Genomic DNA, 18,104 nt, shown 5'->3' on the forward strand with positions numbered 1-18,104 from the left:
AGCATGCCCTTTTCTAGCAATAACTATAATTCATTCTTTATTATCTACAATTTATATCAAACAACTTTGGTTTTTGCTTAAATTATCTATTTTATTAATAATTATTTTCATTCATTATTTTTCTAAACTCCTTCATTAAATTAATCTTATTAATAATAAAAATATCTAAAATTAATTACACCTAATATACTCATATAATAAATGTAATTAATATACTTTCTCTTGTTTAATAGTAAATATTTTAAAATTAATTCCATTTAACCATAACTATCAATTGCTAAACTACAAATTTTGAAAGTACTATTTTTAAAGATGAACTTGGTTCTCTATATCTTTAAAATTAATCATTTGTATCTTTTATCTTGTTTTTAACACTATTTCCTCTTATTGACTTCATACTTTACAATATTATATGATAACTATATACATATTATAATTATACATTTTGTAATATGAATAATATTTTGGGGAGGTAACCTTTATGCATAAAATAGCTGTTGTTGTAGATAGTACTGCCGTAATTGATAAAGAGTTATTTGAAAGTAACGACAATTTGTATTTACTACCACTACAACTAACAATTGATGATAAATCTTTTAAAGATGGAATAGATATAACACCAAGCGAATTTTGTTCTAAATTAAATGACTGTACAAATCTTCCAACTACTTCACAACCATCTATTGGAGATGTTGTTAATCTTTTTGAAGAGATAATAGATAATTATGATTATATTATATATATTACAATTAGTTCTAAACTAAGTGGTACATTTCAAACTGGTATGATAGTTAAAAATCAAATTTCAAATGATAAAATATTTGTTTTTGATTCTCTTTTTACATCAACTATCCAAAAACAAATGGTACTAAAATCTTTAGATTTAATAAAAAGTGGAAATTCTATTGAAGATATTTTGAAAGAACTTGAAAATATAAGATCCACTTCAAAGATATATTTAGTAGTAGATGATTTATCTCATTTACACAGAACTGGAAGAATATCTTTATCTTCTTCATCCTTTGGAAAACTACTAAATATAAAGCCGATTTTATGCTTTGAAGAAGGTGAAATATTATTAAAAAGTAAAGTAAGAACTATGAATAAAGTTTATACTAATCTAATTGAACTAATAAATAATGACCATTTAACTGCAAATTCAAAAATTATTATTGCTCATGCAAATGGTTATGATTTTGCATTAAAACTAAAAGAAAAATTACTAGAAATATATCCTGAAAATACAATTTTAATAGAAGAGCTATCACCTGTTATAAGTGTTCATACAGGGGTAAGAAGTTTTGGATTATCATGGATTCAATAAAATAATATAGGATTGCAAGCTCAAACTTAAATTAACCTTTTTATCAAATGCTATTAGCCATATTATGGTTTATTACTATATTTATATTGAAAACCAATTAACAATTACTTTGGAGATTTTATAAAAATGATTTTTTAAAAACTGAGACTTAAAATTTCTCCTTCCTTGTTAATTGTAATTGTTAATTTTCATTATTAATAATTTTACTTATAAATTTATTAATAATGAAAATTTTCCTTTTGTATCATTTTTTATATTACTATGTTATACTTTTCATGTATATTTATGAAAGAAGGTACATATTTAATGAATTATAAAAATTTCAAAAATAAATTCGATGTTGAAGGAAACATTGCTTCTGTTACTGCTTTAAAAAAAGATGGAAGTGAATTAGTTTTCCAAATAGATACTGATGATGTTACAAGAATACAATCCATGGGATCTTGGTTTGCTGAATGGCATAAAGATTTCAATGCATATACAATTCAAAACATAAGCACATTAAATGGATCTAAACCTTTAAAACAAAGTCTTCAAACTGTTATTTTAAATACTCACCCAAAAACTCCTGTTAAACATATTAACGGAAATATGTTAGATAATAGAAAATCCAACTTAGAAATAGTAGAAAGAAATCAAAAAAATCAATATGAGAAAGTTGATGAGAACACTATTGCTATTATCTTAACTGATAAATATGGCAAACCACATGCTAAAGCATTAATCTCTCCTGAAGATTTAAACTATGTTATAACTGAAGAGTTTAGTTGGGTTGAATATAAGAAAAATGGAGTTATTATGGTTATTGCAAATACTCCAAAAGGTAGAATTCATTTAGATGCACTTATAATGAAACCTAATGAATGTGAAACTATACATCACATAAATTTAAATCCTCTAGATTGTAGACGTAGTAATTTAGAAATTAAAGTAATTGAAGAAATTTAATAGAAAAAAGCTTAGTGTTTAACATTAAGCTTTTCTTTATTATGTTTACAAAGTGCTAACACTATAATAAATTACTGATTTTTGTGATGTAACATTTACCATTGAATAGTACTATTGTGTAAGTTAAAATATAAAAGCTATAACTAAAATTTTATTAATAAATACTAAAAACAAAAATATTCTAAGGGAGAATACTATGAATAAAAAATCAGAAAAGCATTTAGCTACAGCATTAATACTTGCACTAACTTTACAAACTATACCTACTTATATTTTTGCAACAGAAATTGATAACACTCCAAGTATCAAAATCCAAAACAATGAAATTATAAACATTCCTGATAGTACCCTTAAGGAAATCTTAAACAATTCTTTAGGACAACCTTCCTCTTCAGATATTACAAAAGATCAATTGGAGAGTATAACTAGTTTAGATGTTAACAATAGAGCCCTTTATAATTTAGAAGGACTTCAATATTGTAAAAATTTAGTTTCGTTAAGATTACATGGATGTAGCATTAGGGATATAACACCTTTAAGTAATTTAACTAAATTAAAAGATTTAAACCTATATGATAATGAAATAAGAGACATTAGTTCATTAAGTACATTAACTAATTTAGAAAACTTAATTTTAACATATAATAAAATAATAGATATAAGTGCATTAAATAGTTTAAATACATTAAAAACACTATCTATAAATTATAATGAAATAACAAGTATTAATGCTCTTAAAAATTTAACAAATCTACAAGAATTATTTGCAGATCAAAATAAAATAAATGATATAACTTCTCTTTATAACTTAACTAACTTAGAAAGACTATCCTTAGGTGGAAACTCTATAACAGATGTTAGTTCACTTGAACTTTTAAGTAATTTAATATACTTAAATTTAGCTGATAATAATTTTAGTAATATTAGTTCATTATCTAATTTAACTAAGTTGCAATCTTTAAGTTTATATGGTGTAGATCTAATAAGTGATATTAGCTCACTATCAAACTTAACAAGTCTATCCTATTTAGATATAAGTGGTAATAAAATAAATGACATAAAACCATTATCAAATCTAATAAAATTAGAAGTTCTAAATGCTTTTAGGAATGATATAAGAAACTTAACTCCTTTATCTAATTTAAGTGAACTAACTAGTTTAGATTTAAAATATAACAATATAAATGCTTTAAATGGTATAGAAAATCTATCTAATCTAAAAACTTTAGGATTATCAGATAATCCACTTGAAAGTATAGATAGTTTGAAAACTCTTAAAAATTTAAAGATATTATATTTAGATAATTGTAATACAAGTAACTTAACATCATTAGAAAGTTCTATTAACTTACAAACATTATGGTTATCTGGAAATAAAATAAAAGATACTACACCATTAAAAAATTTAACTAATCTTAAAACTTTATATTTAAATAATAATGAAATAAATGACATTAGTCCCCTATTAAACATCAGAGGTGACATTAGATTAAATTATCAAAATATATATAGTGACATGATAGAAACACTTGAAACTACTATAGAAATAGATAATCCATTAAAAGACTTATGGGGTGATCCAATAAAACCTAAGTCTATAAGCCATAATGGTACATATAATGAATCATCTAATACAATTAAATGGGACAATATTCAAAGTGATACCTCCTTATCTTTTAATTTTGCCTTAAGTAATGATAGTATTGGTAATTTTTCTGGCACAGTTTATCAAGAAGTAAAACATATTACTAATGAAAAACCAATAATAAGTGGTGCTAAAGATAAAACAATTAATGCTGGAGATAAATTTGATCCAATGGATGGAGTAACTGCACTAGATAAAGAAGATGGCAATTTAACTTCTAAAATAACTGTTTCTGGAAATGTAGATACATCAAAGCCTGGAAAATATAATTTAACTTACAGTGTAGAAGATAATAATGGTAACATTACAACTGAAAATATAATAATAACTGTTGTAGCAGTAGAAATTGAAATAAAATCAGCTATAGGTGTTACTAGATATGATACTGCCGTTAAACTAAGTAAATTGAAATTTAACGAAGCTAATACAATTGTATTAGTAAATGGTAATGCATTGGCTGATGGACTTGCAGCAACCCCTCTTGCAGCTTATAAAAATGCACCCATTTTATTATCTACAACGAGTAGTCTTCCAGAAGAAACTAAAGATGAGATAAAAAGATTAGGTGCAAAAAATATAATAATTGCTGGTGGAACTGGAGTAGTAGACTTAAATGTTGAAAGTGAACTTAAAGCTTTAGGTATAGAAACTATTGAGAGGCTTGGTGGATTAAGCAGATATGATACTTCTTTACAAATTGCTGAGTACATAGATACCTATTGTTATCCAGTAAAAAATATTGTTGTTAGTAATGGCCATGGTGCAGCAGATGCATTATCAATTTCTTCTGTAGCTGGTAGAGATAATATGCCTATAATTTTGGTAGAAACAAACACTATTCATAAGGATGTATATTCATGGCTTTCATCTAAAGAGTTGAAAAATGCTTACATTATTGGTGGTGAAGGTGTAGTAAGTAGTACTATTCTTAATACTATAAATTCAATTACTAGCGATGATATTAGTGCTAATAGATTAGGTGGTTTAACTAGATATGAAACTAATGCTATGGTAATAAATAAATTCTTTAATGATAAATTAGATACTGTTTATGTATCAAAAGGAATAGAGTTAATTGATGCATTGGCATCTGGTCCTGTAGCAGCTTTAAGCAATGCTCCAGTAGTACTTGTTAATGATGACTTATCTGATGCACAAAAAAATGTATTAGATAAAAAACAAAGTAATACTATAATTAAAGCTGGTGGTGGTATATCAGAAAAAGCTGTTGAATCACTAAAGAAATGTCTTAATTAAATTTTGAAGGGAGCTACAAAAACGTAGCTCCCTTTAGTTATTAAATTTTATTCCTTTAATGTTCCACTTAATAAATAATAAAAGTCCAATATTAAATATAGCTGTTACTAAAAGAATTATACCTAACGGTATACCCATATCTATAACTTGTCCAAACAATAATTGTCCTGGCGCAACACTTATTGTTGCTACTGCTGTTGAAAAAGCTGATACACGACCAAGCATATTAGCTGGTACTTCCTTTTGTATAAATGTTAGTGTAAGTATATTAGATAATGATAAAGATAACATAATTGCCATACCACAAATGGCGAAAAATCCTGCCATAACATAATTATTTACTTTTATAAATCCTAAGATAGACATTACTGTAACACCTATAATCATAGGATAATATGTATAATGAAGTTTTTTCATTGAAAATAAATTAGGTTTGATACTTATCAAAAATCCACCTAATATCATTCCTAAAACACAGATACCTTCAACTATTCCATAAACCTCAGAAGGTAGTCCAAGTAAAATATTTATAAAATATGGTGCAACTATAGACAATATTGGTACTAAGAAAATATTGCAAAAAGCATATGAAGCTATAATCCCTAATACTATCTTTTTTTCTCTCTTTAAATAAATAAAACTTTCCTTCATATCGCTAAAAGATTTTTTTATAAAATCTATAGATAAAAGTTTTTCTTTCTTTTCAGCGTCTATTTTAAATGCATCAGGAATATCTAAAAACAATTCCATTATTGCAGACAACAAAAAGCTAACAGCATTTATTATTACTATAACCTTTATACCCAATATTCCATAAAGCAGTCCTGCAAGTATAGGTCCTACAAAGTTTACAATTGATCCAACTTGATTTATTATTCCATTTGCTGAAATAAGTTTATCATTTTCCACTATTTGAGGAATAGAAGATACTACTGCTGGGCCATATAATGTATAGCATATGGATAATATAAACATAACTAATGCCACTATCAATTCATGGTCATTACCTTTAAATAGTATAAATGCATATCCTCCAATTAAAAATGCACAAAATAAATCTAAATATACCATTATCTTTTTTCTATTTAAACTATCTGAAAATTTTCCTGCAATAGGTGCAAATAAAATATATGGTATAGTTGATATAGCTAATATGTTAGCAAAGGCAGCTGTACTTCCTGTAAATTCAAGTAAATATAAAGACATACTAAATCTTTGAATTGCATTTCCAAAAAGTGAAATAATCTGCCCTATAACTATGATTATAAAGTTTTTATTTTTCATTTAATCTCCTTTAGAAGCTCATATTCTGTACATATTGGGTACTCTCCATTTTCACTTTCTCTAAGATTTGCATCTATTCCATATATTTCTTTTAATGTTTCTTTATTAATTACATCCATTGGTTTTCCTTCACAAACAACTTTTCCTTTTTTAAGCCCAATAATATTATCTGCAAATCTACAAGCATTGTTAAGTTCATGTAGTACTATAACTACTGTAATATTCTTTTCTTTATTAAGTTTTTTAAGTACCTCAAGAACTTCTAGTTGATAAGACATATCTAAATAAGTTGTTGGCTCATCAAGCATTATAATTTCTGTTTCTTGGGCTAAAGTCATAGCAATCCATGCCCTTTGTCTTTGCCCTCCTGATAAGTTTTCAACTTCTCTATCAGCAAATTCACTAAGGCCAGTTTCTTCTATTGCCCAATTTATAATATCTTTATCATGGCTTGTAAGTCCACCAATTATTTTTTGATGTGGAAATCTTCCAAAAGCTACAAGTTCTCTTACAGTAAGGCCATTTGGACAAACTGGACCTTGTGGAAGAAATGCAACTTCTTTTGCTATATTCTTTTCTTTTATACTTTTTATATTCTTTTTATTTATAAAAATTTCTCCACTTTTAGCTTTATTAATTCGTGATATAGTTTTTAAAAGTGTAGACTTGCCACATCCATTTGCTCCAATTATTATACTTATCTTTCCTTTTGGCAAAGATAAATTCATATCTTCAATTATAATGTTACTTTCATATGCAACTGATAAATTTTTTACACTAATAGCTTCCATTGGTTACTTCTCCTTCATCATTAAATAAATAAAATATGGTACTCCAAATATGGATACTGTTATTCCTACTGGAATCTCAATTGGAGAAAATAAATTTCTTGAAACTGCATCTGCAAGAAGTACTATTATGACACTTATCATACCTGATACTACTATAAATTTTTTATGATATGATGGTACTAACTTTTTTGCAATATGAGGAGCTATAAGCCCTAAAAATCCTATATTACCTGCAAAAGCTGTTGCTGTTCCTGCTAATATAACTGCAAAGCTTAAAAACTTTTTTCGTTCCTTTTCTATATTTAATCCTAATGATATAGAAAGTTCATCTGAAAGATTTAAAACATCTAGTTTTTTATGATTTAATAAAACTATCAAAAACATTAATAGTACTATTGGAATAATCACTTTTGCATAGTTCCATCCTGCTCCCCAAAGGCTTCCTGATGTCCACACTAATACTCTGTTGTAATCTCCAACACCACCTCTAAAAGTAAAAAATGTTATAAATGCATTAAGTCCTGCATTTAATCCAATTCCAATTAATAAAAGCCTTTTAGGTTTTATTCCACCTCTACTAGACATAATATATATTAAAAATGAAGTGATACCTGCTCCTAATATAGCCATAAAAGGTAATACAAATATAGAAAATTGTCCTAATTCACTATAATATGTTCCCTTAGAGTATGTAATAAATAATACTGCTGCCACTGCTGCTCCAGCATTAATTCCTATTATTCCAGTATCTGCAAGATCATTTTTAGTTATAGTTTGAAGAATTGCTCCTGCTGTTGATAATGCAATTGCTACAAAGGTTCCAACTAAAAGTCTTGGAAGCCTAATAGTTAATATAGTTGTATTTTGAAATTTATTTCCATTTCCAAGTAGTGTATTTATAACTTCTAATGGAGCAATCTTATATGTTCCCCAGCATAGCGTAACTCCAAAGGAGATAATTAATAAAATAGTTAAAATTATTAAAACTGATTTAAATTTATTTTTATTCATTATCCCCTCTCCTTTCTAGCTACTGAAATAAAAAATGGTATTCCTATAAGTGCTGTAAATACTCCAATTGGTGTTTCATATGGATTAAATATCATCCTTGCTGCAATATCTGCATAAGTTAAAAGTACAGCTCCAAGTAAAAAAGAACTTGGAATATTTATTTTATAATCTTCTCCTAGTATTTTTCTAACTATTTGAGGTACTATAAGTCCAACAAATGCTATATTTTTGCCAACAGCAACAGCAGCTGCACACATTGGTATCATAACCATAAGTGTAATAAATCTTATTTTTTGTGGATTTTCTCCAAGACCTATAGCAACATCATCACCAAGGTTTAATATGTTTATCTTTGGTGATAAAAAAATTGCTATGATAAGACCTATAATTCCTACTATAAATACAAGTTTAAAATCTGCCCACCCTACATTTCTGAATCCTCCTGATACCCAAAATCCTATCATTTGAGATTGATTTGATAAAAGACCTATTACTGTTGTTAAAGAAATAAAAAATGTACTCATAGCTGTTCCTGCTAAAAGTATCTTTGCAATAGAATTATTATTTGCTTTTTTTGATATAAATCCTAAAACTATGACTCCTGTTAAAAATGCTCCTATTAAAGAAGCTATCATTACATTTTTAGTTGTTACTCCAATACCTAGTGCATAAAATATAGCAATTACTAAAGTTGCTCCTTGACTTACACCTAATATAGATGGTTCCGCTATTGGATTTCTTGTAACTCCTTGAATCATTGCACCTGTCACTCCTAATATACCTCCTGTCATAAGTACAGAAAGTGCTCTTGGAATACGAACATCTCTAACTAACATAAGTTCTAAAGCTTCACTATAATTAAAAATACTATTCCAAATATCATTAAAAGTAATATGGACAGATCCTAGCCTTACAGCTAAAATCAGTCCTACTACTAAAAGTAACAAGCTACAAATGATAAATACTATCATATGTTTCTTATTTTGTTTCATTTAACATTTCACCTATTTCATCTACTAGTATTTCTCTTCCAATTGAACTGTATCCTTGATTAAAGTATGGTGATGAATCTAACACTACAACTTTACCTTCTTTAACTGCAGGCAAGCTTTTCCAAATAGCATTATTTTCAAGTTCTTTTAAATCTTCTTCTGTTGCTATTAAGAATATATATTCAGTGTTTATTGATGCTAAGCCCTCATAAGTTACAACTGGAAGACTTATATCACTTTGTTCTGGCATTCCACTTGGTTTGCTTAATTTCATATCTTCATAAAGCACACTACCAAATCCCGCACCATCAAATACAAAGAACTGTCCACCACTTGCTAAGAATGATAGATATGTTGTATCTTCTCCATATTCAGCTTTAATCTTCTCTCCAGCTTCTTTTGATTTTTCTTCATATTTCTTAAGCCATGTATTTGCTTCTTCTTCCTTATTAAATACTTCTGCAAAAGTTTTAACATCATCTTTCCAATTTAATGCTTCTAATTGAACCATAACTGTTGGTGCAATCTCACTTAAGCTATCATACATTTTTTCTTGAACTGTTGATATAACTATTAAGTCTGGTTTTAAATTCATAACTGCTTCTACATCTATAGTGTCTTGCATGCTATATCCTAAAATTTCTGCTCCTTTTAATGTATCTTCTAAATATGATGGAAACTTAGTATAGTCATATGCATCACTATTTGCTGTTCCTACAACTTTATATCCTAAAATTGATAAAATATCACTATTACCACTTAAATCTACTATTCTTTTTGGTGATTCTGGTATTTTAACTTCGCCCCTTACATCTGTGACTGTTACAGTACTTTCAGATGTATTATTACTATTTTTATCCTTTGACACTCCACATCCTACAAGCATAACACTTGCAACACATGCCACCAATAATGTTTTTAATAACTTCTTTTTCATATGTAAAAACCTCCATATACACTTCTTTAATTTTATCTTTCGTTTAACTTGTTTAAATTGTATATGAGAATGATTATCATTTCAAGTCTTGCATCTAATTTAATAATTTTATCATCTAAACAAATAATTTTTGGTATAATAACATAAAATGATAGTGTCTACTCTATATTTATATAGGGTTCCAAGTTCATCTTCATAATTATTAATTCTAAAACTTGGATACCCTTAAGAGTGAGACTAGCTAGGAATCGCTTTAAAATGAACATTTATTTTTTAGTAATATATTTACAGCTAAAAAAATAGTTTTGAATTCAAGCTTGTTTTCCTATATATGTTTCCATTTTCCAATATAGATTTATACACTTACTTATAATAAATTCAACATAAAAAGAAGGGGTTTAAAATATGATTTCAAAAACTACAAAAGAGTTTCAAAATAAATTTTTAAACAACATGACCTTTAATGCATTTCCTATGGAAAGCTTAACTATTTATAAAAATGAAAAAAGACCTAAACTTGGATATTTTATTAAATATTCTAGAGAAGGATACTATGACTTTATCATTGGAGATTATACTATACCATCAAATTTTTCTATTTCATTTCATCACAATGAAGAACTAATGCGATTTGGTACAGTATATACTGGTGAAACAGAATTTAAAATTGAAAATAACCCTATTTCATCTTTTACTCCTTCATCCTTTTTTGTAATTGAAAATGAAATAAAAGGAAAACAATCTTGGAAAAAAGGTCAGCATTTTCATGGAGCAGAAATAACAATATACAAAAAATATTTTGATGAGATAATAAAACCAGCATTTCCAAAAACTATAGATTTTAATAATTTTATTAGCAACTATACTTATAATTATTTACCTTTAGAAATATCTTCTATAATTCAAAATTTAAGAAACTTAGGTGAAGCAAAAAAACTAACTCCATTGTATCTAGAAAGTAAAATTTTAGAATGTATTGCTTTAATAAACAATGAAATTTCTTCATCACCTGAAAATGCCTTTACTAATCAATTAGATTATGGAGATATTAAAATAGGAAAAAATAGATTTATTACTTTAACTGCTTCTGATATTAACTCAATACAAAAAGCCCATGATATATTAACAAAAGAAGCTTGTAATCCTCCTACTATCAATAACTTAAGTAAAATGGTATTTCTAAATGAGCAAAAACTAAAAGCTGGTTTTTCAGCAAAATATCATATGTCAATAGCTAAATATACAAATTCTATAAGAATGGCAATGGCTGAAAACTTACTAACCACAACAGAATTAAGTGTAGATGAAATATCTAACATGATTGGTTATAACCACAGTGGTAACTTCATAAAAATGTTCAAAAAAACTCATGGAAAAACTCCACTTGCTTTTAGAAAAGCAAAAAAATAGCTAGTAAAAATTCTATAATTTTACTAGCTATTTTTGCAATATATTATTTACCTAATTATGTATTTTTTTATCTATCTATATTACCATTTCATCAGTATTTATTTTCCATATAAAATTTTCCCTAACGAAATTCTATTTAGTTCTTAATGATTCTAAATTTTTTCACAGTGCAATTTTATATAAGTAACTATAGTATATCTATTAATAAATTTGAAAGCAATTTACCAATAGAATCTTACTTATGTATTATATCCATTAATAATTACATCAAGTTTTCCTGTTTCAGGATGTATTGTTAATCCATGAATTGCTATACCTTTTGGCATTAGTGGATGATTTTTTATTAGATTTACACTATCTATTATAGATTCTTCTACAGAGTCAAATCCATGAAGCCATTTTTTAACGTCAATTCCACTGTTAAAAAGTGTGTCTATAGAATCTTTGGATATTCCTCTGTTAATTGCCTTTTCTAATAAACTATCTGTATCTAAATTACACATACCACAACCTGGATGTCCAATAACTAGAACCTCATCTGTCTCAAACTCATAAATTGCAACTATAATACTTCTAATTATACTTCCGAAAGGATGCATAACTGTAGCCCCTGCATTCTTCACTATCTTAGCATCTCCATTTTTAATATTTAACGCTTTGGGTAAAAGATCTGTAAGTCTTGTATCCATACAAGATAAAATAACTATTTTTTTCTTTGGATTCTTTGATGTTACATATTGTTTATATTCCTTCTTATCTACAAAATTCCTATTGAACTCTAATATTTCATCTAATTTACTCATAAAAACGCTCCATTCCTATTAAATATAAATTATTCACCTTGTTTCACTATATAGGGCTCCAAGTTCAAAGTTTAAATAATATATTTATCAAATGATACTATTAAGATTATAGTTTATTCTATTATCATGTTGGAAACCAATTAAAAAGTAAGATTGAAAGTGAATAGTGATTGTTTATCTAAACTTATCTTATATTAACTACTCTTCACAATTGGCAACAGTATTTCAAATTCCGTTTTATACTTATAATTAGGTGGCATTACCAATGAAATACTACCACCATGACCTTCAATAATTTTTTTACTTACTGCAAGTCCAAGACCAGAACCCTGCTTACTACGAGATTTTTCTCCCACAACAAACGGCTCAAAGATATCATAACTTATTTCTTCTTGAATACCACATCCATTATCTGCCACAATTATTTTTACATACTCTTCCATTGGATATAGAATACACGTAAATATTGTGCCACTTCCATTATGTTTTATAGCATTATTAATAATATTTTCAAAGGCACGTTTTAGCTGTACCTTATCAATCTTAGAGAGAATACGTTCCTCTGGAATGTCAATTTCCAGTTCAAATCCTCCAAGATTAAATTCATTATATTTATCAGCCATATAATCTCTTAAAAAAATGCATATATCACACTTCTCTAAATTCAAACTATAATCTGGATGCTCCATTTTACTATATTCATAGAAAGTATTGATAAGTTCTGTAAGTCCCTCTGATTTCTTATAGATAGTTTCAAGATACTGTTGCTGTTCTTCCAAACTAACCATTCCATCATAAATTCCTTTTGCATATCCTTGAATTACAGTAATAGGAGTTTTTAGATCATGAGAAATATCTGCAATCATTTTTTGCTTATCTTTTTCAAGTTTCTTACGATTTTCCTCACTTTCATAAAGTTGCATGGACATATGGTTAAAGCTTTCGCAAATTTCTTCAAACTCGCGTGGCCCTTTGTAATTTAAATAAACTTGTCGTTGTCCTTCAGAAAATTTCACCATTGCATTATGCAAAAGTTTCAGTGGTTTCTTTACTTTGTGGTTTAACCAAATAATAAATATTACAATTAAGATACAATAGAATATAAAAAAACTTGAAAATACACTCTTAGTCATTAAACTTACTTGTGAAAATAGAAAATCTCCATTTTCTAAAGGTTGGTATATGAGCATTGTATATGCGTTTCCATAACTATTTTTAAATTTATACTTGGTAAGTCTGTGATTTTCATAAAAGGTATTAGTAATCAATTTATATTCCCTTTCAGTTAATGAAGTTTTTCCAGTATTCTTTGATTGATAAAGTATATTTAGTTTTTCATCCACAACATACAACTTATGATTAACTTCTTCATCATTTTCTAAACAATATACAGATATAGAAGTACACTTTTCATTTTTTTCATTTACAAATTCTTCTTTATACACATAAGCTCCCACTGTATATAAAGGAATATATTCAATTTCATCTTCACTAAAATTAGGCACTTCAACTTCAGAGTTACTTTTATATACACATTGAAGTTTTTCGTTTAAAACAACAATGGATACATCTTTTCCAAACATCTTATTTAAGGGCATATCTTCATATCTTCCCTCTGATATAATATCTTTATATGGCAAAAAACGATCTGGATTAGCTTGCATTGCGTTTCTCCCAGCCACAAACATACCTATTACAAAAAATGCACTTAATACAATAACCAAAAGTAAAGTAAATACAATGTAATTGCAGATAAGTAGCGTGAAAAAGTTACCTCTTTTTCTCTTCTTACTCTTCAATTTTATATCCAAGCCCCCTTATATTCTTAATATATCTTGGATTCCTTGAGTCGCTCTCAATTTTTTCCCTCAAGTGTGATATATGTACAGTAATTACATTTTCATAATTATCATAAAGCTCTCCGTTCATAGCTTCACAAATTTGAGACTTGGTGTATACCCTTCCTGGAGATTTCATTAACAATGCAAGAATTTTGTATTCATTAGGAGTAATAATAATCTCAGCGCCATTTTTTGTAAGAGTCAACTTTTCAGTATTCAAAATCAACTCTCCAATTACAATTTCTGCATTTTTATGAACTATGGAATCCCCATTATTAAGATTATAAAAACGTCTCAAATTTGCCTTTACTCTTGCTATTATTTCTAAAGGACTAAAAGGCTTCGTCATATAATCATCTGCACCTAAATTAAGACCTAATATTTTATCTGTATCTTGATTTTTAGCAGACAAAATCAAAATAGGAATATTCTTCACTTCCCTAGTTTTCTTTATAAGTTCGTATCCATCCATTTTGGGCATCATTATGTCAACTACAGCCAAATCAATTTGCTCATTTTTTATAAGCTCAAATGCAGATAATCCATTATTCACTGTCAATACTCTGTATCCACTACTTTCTAAATACAATTTTAGCAATTTTACTATATCATTATCATCTTCCGCAATTAATATGGTATAATTCATGTATTTGTACCTCCCTTCATTCAATTAATTTATATTATAATTTATAGTGTATCATTTTTCATACTCATATTTTTCACAACACCTTTTGAATCTTTATTTGAATTTAGTTGCAAAAACATAATCCCTATACCACTAATCAATACCATTAGATAAAAACTAATTCCTCTACTAAGTAACATAGCTGAACTCAATATCTGAGCTGGAAATAGTGTTTTAAAAAATACTAAGAATCCTCCTTCTCCTATTCCTACTGCACCTGGGAATGGTAATGCTGCACCTGTAATGTATAATGCAGATTGAACACATATTAATTGAATAAAAGAAACTGAAGACATTCCAAAAGCTTTATAAACCCAAAATGGAATACTATGTAATGCCAAAATTTGTATTGTAGTAATAAGGATAGTTTTAATTATAAATATTTTATCATTCTTAATATAATCTGCCCCTTTTTTATACTTTTCTATCTCTATTAGAGCTTTTTCCCTAAATTTTATAGATTTTTGAGCATTAAATCGTTCTAAAACTTTACAAATTAAGTTTACAACTTTAAAAATAATTTGTTTTGAAAAAATGACTACCAATATTAATAGCAATAAAGTTATATTTATACCAATACCTAAAAGTAGCAAAACACCAAATTTCCCAATGGCTCCTTTGAAGAAGTTAAATTGCACTATTAAACTAACAATTGCCATTGATACAGTAACAAATTGGTATGTTGCAAGACATATTAACAAAGCTAGCATAGCATTTGAAATATTTATTTTTTTCTTATGCATAAAATAAAGCTGCATTGGTTGTCCACCACTTGCACCTGGCGTTACAGAACTAAAAAAAATTCCTACAAAAGAATACTGTATGCATTGAAATAACGTTGCCTTTTCCTTAAACTTCTCTAAACTACGTTTAATATTTATAGCCTCACAAAAAACCATAATAAACATAGCCACTATCCCTATAACAATATACACTATATTTACTTGTGATACTGTTTTTATAATCTGCTTAAAGTCCGAATTTAAGAAAATCATCTTGAATGTTACAGCTACAAAAATTATAAATAATCCACCATTTTTCATTAAATTCCATAGTCTTGTACTCTTACTCATAAAGTTCCTCCACTGTTCCAAAAGTAAATCCCTGAGATTTCCAAATCGGAAGAACTATTTCCAATGCTTCAACAGTTCTTCTTGGCGCATCATTTTTACCTCTTCCATCATGAAGACATATAATGTCACCCTTCTCCGTTTCACTAATCAACCTATCTGCTATAGTTCTTGAATCCATATTTGCCTTCCAATCTCCAACAATTACATTCCAAAGAATAATCTTTAAATTTGCATTATTTATTTCATTTATAGCTGCTAAACTAAAATGCCCCCATGGTGGTCTAAAAAATTTCGGCTTAATACCCAGTTCATTCAATATGTTTATACTTTCGAAAAAATCTTTTTTTGTGTTCCTTGGTGTTTGAAAAATTTCGTTTTTATGCTGTAGTGAATGTAGTCCTATAACATGTCCATCTTTTTTAATTTCATCAATAATTTCTTTATTATCTCTAGCAAATTCTGCTACAACAAAAAATGTTGCTGGGATTTTATATTTTTTTAAAACTCTAAGCACTTCTATAGTATATTTGCTGTCAACCCCATCATCAAATGTTAAATATATATTTTCTACCCCTTTTCTTTTTCTTTGCTTTTTAAGGCTTCTATTCCACCTTCTGTAAAGTAATGTGGGAATACCTCCATATATCACTAAGACCAATATAATAGTTGTCAGCAGTATTGAAATCCACATATTTTTGTATATTCCTTTCATAAATCTTCTTTAAATTTAGTTGTAAAATCTCATTTTGTAAAGATTTCATATTATATTTCATCTTTTCCATAAGCTTTTCATTATTTATTAATGATATTATATCCTCTGCTATATAAAAGTTATTTTCCCATACAATTTTTCCTATAAACATTTTTTCAATAAATTCAGCATTTCCAATTTCTTGAGATAAACACGGTTTCATAACATATAACGGTGTTGTAGTATAAATAGCTTCAAAAATTGAAATTCCTCCTGGCTTAGTAATTATTAAATCTGCTCTTTTCATATAAATATCTACTTTATTTGTATAACCAATTGCATTTATTTTAGGGTAATTTCTTTTAATATTTTTTAATATTTTTTTATTTTTGCCAGTTATAATTGTAATATGAATATTGTTTACTTCATATAATGATTTTAATATATTGTCAATGTTTGGTATTAGACCTAATCCTCCACCCATTATAAGTATTTCTTTTTTATCCTTATTGAATTCACCTAAAAACTCATGATTGTTATCCATAGATTGAAATGATAATACATTTTCACGGTGAAAATCTTTAAATTGTAAATCTTGTTTAAATGACTGCCTTACAGGTATACCATTTATAATAATTTTATCATCATCAATCCCTCTAGCTATAAGGCTTTCTTTTGTACTTTTTGTAGCTACAAAATACATATCACTAGCATCAGTAATCCATCCATCATGAGCTGTAATATCAGTAATATATGTATATAATAAAATGTTCTTTTCATATTTTTTCTTGTAAATTGAAACATATCTAGACGCTGCTGACCATGTAGATATTATTAAATCTGGATCATATTTTTTAATTAACCAATTTATTTTATTTAAAATACGTCTATTTAAGCAAGTTTTTTCATGCTTTGTAGCAAAACTATTTATAAAATTATATATACCTGAAAATCTACAAATAAAAAGATTAAAAAAAGCATAAACCAGTTTATAAATACTAGGGAATAAAACCTTAACAATATCCTGAATTTCAATGATATCATCGGAATCTGATACCTTTAATTCTTCTTTTATTGCCTCTGCTGCACAATAATGCCCCATTCCAAAACGACTAGTTAAAATTAATATTTTCAAATAATTATCTCCTTTCCCTTTTCTTTGATAAATCTATAATAATGACAATAAAACTTCAAATATTTTATTAACATAAATTTATCTTAATAATACTCTTCCATTATTAATTTTAACTTTATATAATCTTAAGATTTCTTAAGTATTGATATATATGTATTATTTTCTATTTAATTGAAATTAAAAATGAATATTAAATTATACTGATACTTATAAATAGAAAGACTATATCAGAATAAAGTTATAAAAGTTTATTCTGATATAGTCCAACTTAAATCAT

The 18,104-nt window shown here is 27.1% G+C and carries 15 protein-coding genes; 4 read left to right on the top strand and 11 right to left on the bottom strand.

The annotated features are described in order from the left end of the window. The first annotated feature begins 481 nt into the window (after positions 1-481). From AC07E4_RS10645 to AC07E4_RS10655, 3 genes are all read left to right on the top strand, one after another. Complete coding sequence (locus AC07E4_RS10645; RefSeq protein WP_430829323.1) at positions 482-1,324, top strand: DegV family protein; 843 nt, start codon at positions 482-484, stop codon at positions 1,322-1,324. Positions 1,325-1,630: 306 nt separating this feature from the next. Further along, complete coding sequence (locus tag AC07E4_RS10650) at positions 1,631-2,272, top strand: hypothetical protein (protein WP_040328790.1); 642 nt, start codon at positions 1,631-1,633, stop codon at positions 2,270-2,272. A 196-nt stretch (positions 2,273-2,468) separates the two neighbouring features. Continuing rightward, positions 2,469-5,174, top strand: coding sequence for a cell wall-binding repeat-containing protein (locus tag AC07E4_RS10655; RefSeq protein WP_478216364.1), 2,706 nt, complete (start codon positions 2,469-2,471; stop codon positions 5,172-5,174). Positions 5,175-5,207: 33 nt separating this feature from the next. On the opposite strand, the gene AC07E4_RS10660 is transcribed toward AC07E4_RS10655, so the two are convergent. Genes AC07E4_RS10660 through AC07E4_RS10680 form a run of 5 tightly spaced genes read right to left on the bottom strand, consistent with a single transcriptional unit; the run spans position 5,208 to position 10,189 of the window. Further along, entirely contained in the window at positions 5,208-6,458 is a 1,251-nt protein-coding gene (locus AC07E4_RS10660) for an MFS transporter (protein ID WP_478216365.1), read from the bottom strand. Then, positions 6,455-7,249: an ABC transporter ATP-binding protein gene (locus AC07E4_RS10665; protein WP_040328787.1), complete on the bottom strand. Its 795-nt coding sequence runs from the start codon at positions 7,247-7,249 to the stop codon at positions 6,455-6,457. The genes AC07E4_RS10660 and AC07E4_RS10665 overlap by 4 nt, the downstream gene beginning before the upstream one ends. A 3-nt stretch (positions 7,250-7,252) precedes the next feature. After that, positions 7,253-8,260: a FecCD family ABC transporter permease gene (locus tag AC07E4_RS10670; RefSeq protein ID WP_478216366.1), complete on the bottom strand. Its 1,008-nt coding sequence runs from the start codon at positions 8,258-8,260 to the stop codon at positions 7,253-7,255. Next, positions 8,260-9,252: a FecCD family ABC transporter permease gene (locus AC07E4_RS10675; RefSeq protein WP_478216367.1), complete on the bottom strand. Its 993-nt coding sequence runs from the start codon at positions 9,250-9,252 to the stop codon at positions 8,260-8,262. Before AC07E4_RS10675 ends, AC07E4_RS10670 begins: the two co-directional genes overlap by 1 nt. After that, positions 9,239-10,189 (bottom strand): iron-hydroxamate ABC transporter substrate-binding protein, encoded by a 951-nt coding sequence (locus AC07E4_RS10680; protein WP_040328784.1) that lies wholly within the window; start codon positions 10,187-10,189, stop codon positions 9,239-9,241. Before AC07E4_RS10680 ends, AC07E4_RS10675 begins: the two co-directional genes overlap by 14 nt. Positions 10,190-10,594: 405 nt before the next feature. Between AC07E4_RS10680 and AC07E4_RS10685 the strand changes: the two genes are divergently transcribed. Further along, positions 10,595-11,599, top strand: coding sequence for a helix-turn-helix domain-containing protein (locus tag AC07E4_RS10685; RefSeq protein WP_040328783.1), 1,005 nt, complete (start codon positions 10,595-10,597; stop codon positions 11,597-11,599). A 239-nt stretch (positions 11,600-11,838) separates the two neighbouring features. On the opposite strand, the gene AC07E4_RS10690 is transcribed toward AC07E4_RS10685, so the two are convergent. From AC07E4_RS10690 to AC07E4_RS10715, 6 genes are all read right to left on the bottom strand, one after another. Further along, positions 11,839-12,402: a beta-class carbonic anhydrase gene (locus tag AC07E4_RS10690; RefSeq protein ID WP_040328781.1), complete on the bottom strand. Its 564-nt coding sequence runs from the start codon at positions 12,400-12,402 to the stop codon at positions 11,839-11,841. A gap of 194 nt (positions 12,403-12,596) precedes the next feature. Further along, positions 12,597-14,201, bottom strand: coding sequence for a HAMP domain-containing sensor histidine kinase (locus tag AC07E4_RS10695; RefSeq protein WP_148361104.1), 1,605 nt, complete (start codon positions 14,199-14,201; stop codon positions 12,597-12,599). Then, on the bottom strand, positions 14,191-14,889 hold the full coding sequence (locus tag AC07E4_RS10700; protein WP_478216368.1) for a response regulator transcription factor: 699 nt from the start codon (positions 14,887-14,889) through the stop codon (positions 14,191-14,193). The genes AC07E4_RS10695 and AC07E4_RS10700 overlap by 11 nt, the downstream gene beginning before the upstream one ends. Positions 14,890-14,930: 41 nt before the next feature. After that, positions 14,931-16,001: a lysylphosphatidylglycerol synthase transmembrane domain-containing protein gene (locus tag AC07E4_RS10705; RefSeq protein ID WP_478216369.1), complete on the bottom strand. Its 1,071-nt coding sequence runs from the start codon at positions 15,999-16,001 to the stop codon at positions 14,931-14,933. Next, positions 15,994-16,650: a polysaccharide deacetylase family protein gene (locus AC07E4_RS10710; protein WP_478216370.1), complete on the bottom strand. Its 657-nt coding sequence runs from the start codon at positions 16,648-16,650 to the stop codon at positions 15,994-15,996. Before AC07E4_RS10710 ends, AC07E4_RS10705 begins: the two co-directional genes overlap by 8 nt. Further along, positions 16,604-17,827, bottom strand: coding sequence for an MGDG synthase family glycosyltransferase (locus tag AC07E4_RS10715; protein ID WP_051540341.1), 1,224 nt, complete (start codon positions 17,825-17,827; stop codon positions 16,604-16,606). Before AC07E4_RS10715 ends, AC07E4_RS10710 begins: the two co-directional genes overlap by 47 nt. Between the last annotated feature and the right edge of the window lie 277 nt (positions 17,828-18,104).

The organism is Clostridium amazonense, from assembly GCF_056431285.1.